The sequence below is a fragment of the Stenotrophomonas sp. 05L44_2 genome (assembly GCF_056665995.1).
Genome location: NZ_JBFTNR010000073.1, coordinates 1 through 9,176 on the forward strand (window position 1 = coordinate 1; position 9,176 = coordinate 9,176).

Sequence of the window (9,176 nt, forward strand, 5' to 3'; positions counted from 1 at the left end):
GGCATGGGATACGGTCAAGGGCGTATTCGGCAACAACGAGGAGGCCAAGGTCGCCGATCTGGAGCGACAGCTAGCCGCCATCCAGAATGGGGCCGAGCGCGTCGTGGCCCGTGGCTACGCGATCGACAACGTGGCGGGAGAGAACTTCCAGGTGGCGCCGGGCTTCACCATCGCCAATCACGTCGATGCGCCCTGGAACGCCGAGATTTCCTACCCATCCTACGAGGATGCGCTGGCTGAGCACGGCCCGTACCTCGCGCAGTTCGACAAGGACGGCAACGCCGAGAACATCCTGCGCAAGGCAGCCCGCTATGCGCCGCGCAAGCCCTGCATGGGCAAGAACGAGAGCGTGGGCCTCACCGGCGACTCGGCCACGGCTGAGGAGGCCGACGCCTACACCGCCAATGCCGACGGCGGCGCCAACGGGTGCTTTGTGCGCCGCATCGAGATCTGGGATGCGGAGAGCAACACCGTTCTGACCGCGATCACCGGTGTTCCGTTCTGGGTCAAGCCTGCGTTCAACCCGCCGGCCACGACCCGGTTCTACCCGTATTTCGTGATCTGCACGTCGGAGGTGGACGGCCAGCGCCACCCGCAGAGCCTGGTCAGCCGCTCGACCAAGTTGATGGACGAGTACAACCGCATCGGCTCGGCCGAGACGGAGCACCGCCGGCGCATCAAGCCGAAGACAGCGTTCCACGCTGGTGCGATGGATGAGGAGGAGGCCAAGAAGCTGGCGAAGGCCGATACCGGCGAGATGGTGGCCATCAAGGCGACCCAGCCGAACGCCGACCTGCGCACCCTGCTGGTGCCGATCACCTATGCGCAGATGGATCCATCGCTGTACGACCGCACGCGCATCCTCGCCGAACTGGAGCGCATCTGGGGCGTGCAGGAAGCGCTGACTGGCTCGATCAACACGGCCAAGACCGCCACCGAGGCGGACATCCAGCAGCAGGGCTTCCAGGCGCGCAGCAGCAGCCGGCGCGACAACATGGAATCGGTGCTCAGCGAGCTGGCCGAATACACCTGCCAGATCGCCCGCGTGTACCTGAGCGACGAGGACGTGCGCTTCATCGCCGGGCCGACCGCGTTCTGGCCGCCGTACATGGGGCCGGACGACCTGGCCGAGTTCGTGCGCATCGAGATCCGCGCCGGTTCGTCGGGCAAGCCGAACACCGCGCTGGAGCGGCAGTCTTGGGCCAACCTGCTACCGCTGCTGCAGACCGGCATCACCCAGATTGGCCAGCTGCGCGGCGCCTCGCCCGACAGCATCGCCGACTCGCTGGAGCAGCTGATGCGTCTGACCGCAGAGCGCAGCGGCGAGCGCTTCGACATCGACCAGCTCATTCCCCAGAACGACGGCAGCCAGCAGGCCGCCCCGGCTCAGGCCGTGCCCGGCAGTGCGCCGCCTCCGCAGGGTGGCCAGCAGCCGCCCGTTCCCGCAGCACCTCCTGGCGGCGAGCCTGCCGCCGATCCCATCCAAGCCTGATAGGAGCAACACATGGAAAACCAGCACCGCAAGATCACCGGTTATCGCGAACTGGACCAGGTCGAGATTGACCTGATGAACGAGATCAAGGCCAAGGGCGTCGAACTTGGCGAACTGATCAAGAAGCTKGGAGACAACCAGGTCCGTATCACCGCTGAGCATGGCACTGGCGATGCAGAGCCCTATCGCTGGATCGCCATCGGCAAGAACCATTTGCAGCAGGGCCTGATGGCGCTGACCCGCGCCGTGGCCAAGCCGGATAGCTTCTGATGCGCCACCACCCCCTCTCGCTCGCCATCTGGCGGGTATTCGCAACCTGGAGTAACTGATGAACGTCGACGCAGACACCCCGGCGACCGAGCCGGACACCACCCCGACCGACCTGACGACCGATGCACTGTCTGCGCTGGACGCAGGCATCGCCGCTGCTGATGCTGAGGAGGCACCAGCCGTCGAGCCGACCCCGGCCGATACGATGCCGCCGGCCGATGCTGGCACGCCGCCGGCAGACGACCCGAACGCTGCGCCGCCCGCTGACGGTCAGCCCCCGGCCCAGCCGCAGGAAGGCGCGCCGCCCGCCGATGGCCAGCCGCCTGCAGCTGCCGATGCGCAGCCCCAGCCGGACGCAGAGACCGAGGCGGAGATCGCCTCGCTGGGCCTGAAGGACAAGACCGCCGAGCGCTTCCGCACGCTGGCCAGCGAGGTCAAGGAACTGGCCCCGATCCGCGACGCGCTGAAGGCGGCCGGCATCGATGACGTGGGCAAGCTGCCCGAGCTCGTCCAGCGGTCCAAGGTCGGTGAGGACATGGTCCAGATGGTCGTGGAAACGGGGATGAACTCCGACCAGTACGGGATGCTCCTGGATTACGGCGGCCTGATCGCCAGGGCTGCCAGCGGGGACCTGAAAGCTGCATCCGATGCCTTCGACATGATCACCAAGGAGATCGCGCCGCTTGCCAAGATGCTCGGCCGCGAGGTTCCGGGCATGCATGACCCGCTGGCGAATCACAAGGACCTTGCCGCCGAGGTTGAAGCCGGCGACCTGCCGCGCGCCCGCGCCATCGAAATCGCCGGCCAGCGTGATCGTGCCGAGTACACGGGCACCGTCCAGCGCCACCAGCAGGAAACGCAGCAAGCCGCCGAGCAGGCCGAGCAGCGGGGGATCGATTGGCTGAAGCGATTCGACGCCGAGATGGCGCAGGAGGACCCCAGCTATGCGGCCAAGCGCCCGCAGCTGAGTGAGGCTGTTCGCCAGATCCGCGAGCAGTTCCACCCGAGCGAGTGGGCGCAGCGGACTGCGCTGGCCTATGCCCGCATCCAGGCACCGGTGGCAGTAGCAGCGCCCCCGGCAGCACCGGCCCAGCCAGCTACCCCGCGCCCCGGCCCGATGCGCCCGAGCGGCCCGCGCCCGGCGATGGATCCGACGGCCTTCAAGAGCCCGCTGGACGCGCTGGAGTACGGCATCGAACAGGCCAACCAGGGCTGACACGGCTGCAGATCGGCTGCAACAAGACCCCGCTCCGGCGGGGTTTCTTGTATCCGTTGACGCATCCCGCAACACGGGCAATCTGGCCCTGCGGCTGACAACCGCGCCACGCATGCAGTACGCCGGAGTCGCGCCCGGTAGGGCAGTAAGAGGCCTCGCCCCCCTCGAACGTGGATGGAACGCAACAACCCCATTCCCCTTCGAGGACACCCTCATGCCGTTCACCACCGCGCAGATCGCGCAGGGCGCGAACTACTCGCTCGAGTCCTACGCGACCAACGACCCGATCGACCAGATCAACATCGCTCACACCACCCTGGACCTGTTCGTCAGCAGCAAGGAGGTGTCCTACTTCGGGAACGGCATCTTCAACGAGAAGCTGGTCATCTCGAACGACAGCAACTACCAGAACTACAGCGGTGCCGACCAGGTCACCTACAACGAGCGCGACCCGAACCGCTTCGCCAAGTTCCAGTACTACAGCAACCACGAGGGCTTCTGGTTCGATGAAGACCGCCTGATCGCGGCCGGCATCAACATCGATGACGCCGGCGTGGCCGTCCCCTCCTCTTCCGAGAAGGAGCAGCTGGTCAACCTGCTGCAGTCGAGCTGGACCGCCATGAAAAATGGCCTGCAGGAAGGCCTGGCGCTGGAAACCCTGCAGAACGGCTCCCAGTCGGCCAAGGCTGTGCCTGGCCTGGACCACATCGTTTCGACCACTCCGGGCACCGGCGACATCGTCGGCGGCATCAACGCCAGCACCAGCACCTACTGGCGCAACAACGCCAGCATGGCCATCGCCTCTGGTGGCATCGTGGCCGCGCTGGATGCCATGTGGGATGCCTGTATCCGCTACGGCGGTGCCATGCCGACCGACATCCGCTGCGGCCAGGCCTTCCTCAACGCCTACAAGGACGAGACCACCACGAAGGTTGACCGTCAGATCATCGTCAACCAGCAGGGCGGCACCGGCATGGACCCCTCGATCACCCGCGTGTTCTACAAGGGCATCGAGCTGATCTGGGACCCGACCTTCGAACTGCTGGACGCTCGCCTGGGCGCGATCACCTACCCGTGGACCAAGCGCTGCTACCTGCTCAACCGCAACTTCATCAAGTTCCGCCCGCTGAAGGGCCACTGGATGAAGAAGCGCAAGCCGGAAAAGCTGCCGGACCGCTACGTGACCTACTACGCCCAGACCAACAAGTACGGCATGACCGCGAAGAAGCGCAACGTGCACGCCGTGCTGTCCATCGCCTGATCGGGCCTGGCCTGATCCGAGTGTCCCGGCTTCGGCCGGGCGCTCATGGGAAATCCATCCGGCTACAGGAGCCAACCCCATGAAGTCCACCCCGATCACCAACACCGCCTTCAAGACCGGCAACAGCCCGTTCCTGCGCGGCGGCAGCGCCACCTTCTCGAACTTCGCCGACACCGCGGCAACGTTGCAGGGCTCCGATACCGAGACCGGCACCTACACCACGCTGGCCACTCTGGCTGCCAACGGGCAGACCGAGGTCCAGAACCTTCCGCAGTGGATCAAGTTGTCCGCTGCAGGCACCGTCTACATGGCGGCTGGCTGACCTTTTGCGGCCTCTTCATGGGGCCGCTCACCTATTCCCGAGGAGGGAACATGAGCAAGGACACCATCATCGTCCCGGTAGTCCAGGCGACGATCCAGCGCAGCGAGTACGTCACGATCTCCGACTCGTTCCCGAAGCACGAGCTGCCGATCCTGGAGCTGATCCACGGCGAGGACAACGTGGTCGTGGTCGATGACGACTACTTCGCGTTCGAACTGCCCAACAACGCCACCCAAGAGCTGCAGCGCCTGTACACGAAGTACAGCGACAAGTATCGCTCGGTGGTGGACCAAGTCTTCCCGCGCGGTGCCCGTGACGTGGCGTCGGAGCTGAAGATGGATCTGGGCAAGGACACCTTCGTCAAGCAGTCCGAGGCTGTGATTGAGAGCCGTCTGCCGCCGCGCCCGACTGCCGCCACCAGCCTGAGCCGTCCGGCGCACGAGGACGATGCCGACGACGACCAGCCCGAGCTGACGCATGCCGAGCTGCGCGAGGAGCTGACCCGCCTGGGCATCGAGCACAAGGGCAACGCGCCGAAGGCCGAACTGCAGGCGCTGTACGACGCCGCGCAGGCTGGCGCCGGCACCCTGGGCGGCTGATCGACAGCACCACGCGGTAACCCGACGGGCTGGGGAAACCCGGCCCGTCTCCACAAGAGGGCTCCCATGAGCATCACCGACGGCATCCAGTGCGCCTGTTCCAGCACCGACGGCAATGCCACGCTGGCAGAGCTGCGCAAGCGGCTGATGATCCGGCTGGGCTTCGCCGCGCAGGCGAACAATCCGCCGCCGGGCATGAAGGAGCTGCTGAACGATCTTCTGCAGAGCGCGCAGAAGGCGCTGTTTCGCCGGCCCACTGGTGAGTTCCGCAACGAGCGCTGGTTTTCCTGGCCGCTGACGGCTGGCCAGCGCCTGTACGACTACCCCGACAACGACGAGAAGAACGGGCCGCAGAACTGCCCGGCGACGCTCGACCCGCGGCAGGTGACATGGGTAGGCCGCGAGCGCGACGGCGTCTGGGCCGAGATGCACCAGGGCATCAACCCGCGCAGCTACACCACCAGCGAGCTGACGGGCCTTCCGCAGCGCTACGAATTCCGCAACTGCATTGAGATCTGGCCGGCGCCCGACGAGACGCTGGGCAATCTGGTCATCAAGGGCAAGTTCGACCTCAACCGGTTCACCGAGGACGCGGACAAAACCACGATCGACAGCGAGATCGTGTTCCTGCTGGCGCTGGCCAACGGCAAGCAACACTATCGGCAGCCGGACGCGCAGACCTACATCCAGCAGCTGGAGGTGATGATCTCCAACCTGGTGGCCGGCACGCATGCCACGGCGCGGTACATCCCAGGTCCGCCGACGGGGCAGGGCGTGTATGTCCCGCCGCGCCCTGAGGTGCCGTTCCCGTGACCGGCCGTATCGTCACCCTCAACGCGGCCAAGGGCGGTATCAACCGTCTGCGGGTGAAGGGCGGGGCGGACCCGAGCACGCTCTACGATCTAGTGAACGGCTATGTAGATCAGGCCGGTGTCTCGCGGTCGCGCCCCGGCACCAAGAACAAGGCCACCTTGCCGACTGGCGCCACCAAGGGAATGTGCGCATACGACGGCAAGCTGATCGTCTTCAGTCACGAGCCGCAGACCATCCCGGCCAGCACGCCCAGCGTGGAGTGCGAGGTGCTGAAACACCCGAGCACGGCCGATCTGCCGATCAAAGAAATCCACTTCGCCGGGCCATACCTCGGCTACCTGTACGTGGTCCCCGAATTCGTCAATGGCGACGTGTTCCACTACTGGCTGCAGCGCGGCACGACGTGGGAGCCGGGCAAGGTCTATCTGCCCGGCGCGCTGGTCACTCCGACTGACCCGAACGGCATCGCCTACCAGCTGGACAGCGGCACCGAGCAGTTCGCCGTATGGGTGCGCAACATCGCGCGCGCTGTCGGGGACAAGGTCGTGCCCACGGTCGACAACGGCTACTACTACACGGTCACCGACGTGTTCGGCCCTGCGCCGCGGTCCGGTGCGATCGAGCCGACCTGGCCAACTTCGCCGGGCGCAACCGTGTTCGAAGACAGCGATGTGGCCAATCCCACGCCGGTTCCAGGCGAGCAGTCGGGCAATCAGCTCCCGCCTGACGTGACCGAGCGCTATGGAAGCGTTGGCGGTGGCAGCAGCCCATGGCGCAACCTCAACAGGGAGATTGAGTAATGGCCGCACCGTTCTGGCAGGCCGGCAAGCTCTACCTGCCCGGGGATCTAGTGCAGCCGATCACGCAGCCGGCGCCGAACAATCCGCAGGTCGCCAACGGCTACTTCGAAGAAGGGGCTGTGGGCTGGACGTTCTCCGGCGACGCCTCGCTTTCGACCACGCACGGCTATGGAAGCCCCAAGTGCGTGCAGCTGCCGGGCGACAAGCCCGATGGCGTAGCGCTCAACAACACGATGCTGGTTGCACCGCCTGGCGGAACGCTGACCGCAACGTCCATGATCGACCAGGGCGCATCGGTAGCAGGCGCAACCGCCGGCTGGACCGAAATCCGCTGGTATGACGCGCTGAACACCCTGCTGCAGACCGACAAGGGCAACGTGGTCGATAGCGGATCGCGCGGCGCTTGGCATGCGTCCACGGTTACCAGCACAGCGCCGGCTTCGGCGGCCTACGCAAAGGCGGCGATTCACCTGACCTCGGTAGCCGACCACGATCACGAGATCTTCGGCGACAACCTGGTCATCACCGGTGCGGTTGCAGGACTGCCAGAAGGCCTGGTCTACAAGGCCGTCCAGACCGAATCTGGGACTTCGGGCAGCAGCGAGCCGGCGTGGCCGGGCATCCTCGGCCAGCAGGTGGTCGACAACGAGGTGATCTGGGAGGCGGTCACAACCAGCCGCGTGACCTGGACCGCTGCGCCTCGCTACGTGAGCGGGGCGACTGAGCCCGTCTGGCCGACCGAAATCGGCGCGATGGTCCAAGACGGCACGATCAACTGGAAGGCGATCTCGCGCCGGGTAGAGGACGAAAAGTGCCCGAACAGCAAGGTGGTGGCCATCGTCGCCAGCAAGGTGTTCGCTGCTGACAAGGACATCGTGCGCTTCAGCGCCACGGCCAACCCTCTGGACTGGTCGACGGTCGATGATGCCGGCTACCTGCCTACCGGCTTGCAGCAGGCCAACGCGAACAACATGGCGGTGCTGCAGCAGTACCGCGCCAATCTGGTCGCGCTCAATGCGAGCAGCTTCCAGAACTGGCAGGTGGACCCGGATCCGGCATCGATGGCGATCCTGGACCAGATGGATGGCATCGGCTCGATCTGGCAGAAGGCCGCTGCACCGGTGGCCAACGATCTGGTCTACCTCTCGCAACAGGGCGTTCGCTCGGTTGGCATCGCCAACGCAGCCGAGAACCTGGCCGCCGGCGACATCGGCGCCCCCATCGATGTGTTGATACAGCAGGCGATGCTGTACGCCGACCGCAACAACACGCCGCCGCTGGCGACCTACTACCCTGGCGCCGGCCAGTACATGCTGGCCTTCCCGAATTACCCGCCGCCGGTGCTTGGCGTGTACGGCCGGCTGCCCGCAAGCGGCTGTGGCGACACGATCAACTACGCCTACGTCATCGCCGGGGGGTTGCCCCCGTATCAGATCGAGATCGTGGATGGCGAGTTGCCCGCCGGCCTGTCGATGGATGGCAGCGGTTTGGTCACGGGGGAGATCGCCAACGGTGGCGATGCCCTCTGGACGGTGCGTGCCACGGACGCGCTCGGTGACACGGCCGAGCTGACTGAGGACCGCACCGGCAGCGATGGATTCTTCAAGTACCTGACGACCCGCCTCTATCCCGTCGACGGCGGTATCGATGCCGTAGGCCTTGCGTCCGATGTAGTGGACGCGACGCTGCGGAACATTTTCCATGCTTACGAGGTCCCGACTGAGGCGGTTGCGTTGGCGTCGGCGGTGGAGAGCGGAACCCTTCGCAGCCTGCTGCAGACCTTCAGCACCACGGAGAGTCTGGCGCTGGCCAGCGCCGTGGAATCCGGCACGCTGCGCGACATTCTCCGGACCTATGCCATGGGCCCAGAAGGTGTCCAGCTGTTGTCCGCCGTTGAAGCCGGCACGCTGAAGCAAACACTGATAACCACCAATATGGCGCCCGAGGCGGTCGGGCTGTCTTCCAGTGTCGTAGGAGGCACTCTGACATGAGCGAAAACGTACTGACGGCCCACTCAGGGTATGCCGGCTGGTTCAAGATCGAGGCCCATCGCGTTGATGCAAATGGCGATGAGATCCCAGGCACCCGTCGCGTTGCCGCCGACTGGTTCCCGAACCTGATCACGAATGCGGGGCTGGACTTCTTCGGTACCACTGGCTCCACCTATGTCTACACGTTCTGTCGTGTTGGCTCGGGGAACACGGCCCCGGCCTTCACCGATACCGCATTGGTGGCCCAGGTGGCGGCGAGCAACACCCAGCAGGACGTAGCCGAGGGCGTCAATCGAACCGGCACCTTCTACGGGTGGCGTCGCCGAACCGTTCGATTCGCCGCAGGGGCTGCTGCGGGAACGCTCGCCGAGGTCGGCGTGGCCCCGGCGGGGACGGGCTCGTTGTTCAGCAG

Annotated in this window: 9 protein-coding genes and 1 pseudogene; all 10 read left to right on the plus strand. The window is 65.7% G+C overall.

Annotated elements, in window-relative coordinates; genetic code table 11:
- A pseudogene (locus AC1VAN_RS04160) lies at positions 1-1,492 on the plus strand (hypothetical protein); the annotation flags it as partial.
- Positions 1,493-1,504: 12 nt separating this feature from the next.
- A complete protein-coding gene (locus AC1VAN_RS04165; RefSeq protein WP_442251237.1) occupies positions 1,505-1,762 on the plus strand; it encodes an Acb2/Tad1 domain-containing protein in 258 nt (85 codons plus the stop codon).
- Between the two features lie 58 nt (positions 1,763-1,820).
- The gene (locus AC1VAN_RS04170; RefSeq protein ID WP_442251236.1) at positions 1,821-2,978 is read left to right on the plus strand and encodes a hypothetical protein; all 1,158 of its coding nucleotides are present in this window, start codon (positions 1,821-1,823) and stop codon (positions 2,976-2,978) included.
- Between the two features lie 214 nt (positions 2,979-3,192).
- A complete protein-coding gene (locus AC1VAN_RS04175; protein ID WP_478013529.1) occupies positions 3,193-4,239 on the plus strand; it encodes a phage major capsid protein in 1,047 nt (348 codons plus the stop codon).
- Between the two features lie 79 nt (positions 4,240-4,318).
- Positions 4,319-4,561 (plus strand): hypothetical protein, encoded by a 243-nt coding sequence (locus AC1VAN_RS04180; RefSeq protein WP_100449760.1) that lies wholly within the window; start codon positions 4,319-4,321, stop codon positions 4,559-4,561.
- A gap of 50 nt (positions 4,562-4,611) precedes the next feature.
- Positions 4,612-5,160, plus strand: a complete 549-nt coding sequence (locus AC1VAN_RS04185; protein ID WP_442251234.1) for a hypothetical protein — start codon at positions 4,612-4,614, stop codon at positions 5,158-5,160.
- 66 nt (positions 5,161-5,226) lie between these two features.
- Positions 5,227-5,973: a phage adaptor protein gene (locus tag AC1VAN_RS04190; RefSeq protein ID WP_442251233.1), complete on the plus strand. Its 747-nt coding sequence runs from the start codon at positions 5,227-5,229 to the stop codon at positions 5,971-5,973.
- Positions 5,970-6,773 carry a hypothetical protein gene (locus AC1VAN_RS04195; protein WP_442251232.1) on the plus strand — a complete coding sequence of 268 codons (804 nt, stop codon included), beginning with the start codon at positions 5,970-5,972 and terminating at the stop codon, positions 6,771-6,773. The genes AC1VAN_RS04190 and AC1VAN_RS04195 overlap by 4 nt, the downstream gene beginning before the upstream one ends.
- Positions 6,773-8,764 (plus strand): hypothetical protein, encoded by a 1,992-nt coding sequence (locus tag AC1VAN_RS04200; protein WP_442251231.1) that lies wholly within the window; start codon positions 6,773-6,775, stop codon positions 8,762-8,764. Before AC1VAN_RS04195 ends, AC1VAN_RS04200 begins: the two co-directional genes overlap by 1 nt.
- Positions 8,761-9,176, plus strand: a 416-nt coding sequence (locus AC1VAN_RS04205) for a hypothetical protein (protein ID WP_480985323.1), incomplete at its 3' end; no start/stop codon positions are given. The genes AC1VAN_RS04200 and AC1VAN_RS04205, both read left to right, overlap by 4 nt.

What these genes read in the sequence shown, in the direction of transcription:
- AC1VAN_RS04170 (WP_442251236.1), top strand. Translation starts at nt 1,821, where the DNA reads ATGAACGTCGACGCAGACACCCCGGCGACCGAGCCGGACACCACCCCG.
- AC1VAN_RS04175 (WP_478013529.1), top strand. Translation starts at nt 3,193, where the DNA reads ATGCCGTTCACCACCGCGCAGATCGCGCAGGGCGCGAACTACTCGCTC.
- AC1VAN_RS04180 (WP_100449760.1), top strand. Translation starts at nt 4,319, where the DNA reads ATGAAGTCCACCCCGATCACCAACACCGCCTTCAAGACCGGCAACAGC.
- AC1VAN_RS04185 (WP_442251234.1), top strand. Translation starts at nt 4,612, where the DNA reads ATGAGCAAGGACACCATCATCGTCCCGGTAGTCCAGGCGACGATCCAG.
- AC1VAN_RS04190 (WP_442251233.1), top strand. Translation starts at nt 5,227, where the DNA reads ATGAGCATCACCGACGGCATCCAGTGCGCCTGTTCCAGCACCGACGGC.
- AC1VAN_RS04200 (WP_442251231.1), top strand. Translation starts at nt 6,773, where the DNA reads ATGGCCGCACCGTTCTGGCAGGCCGGCAAGCTCTACCTGCCCGGGGAT.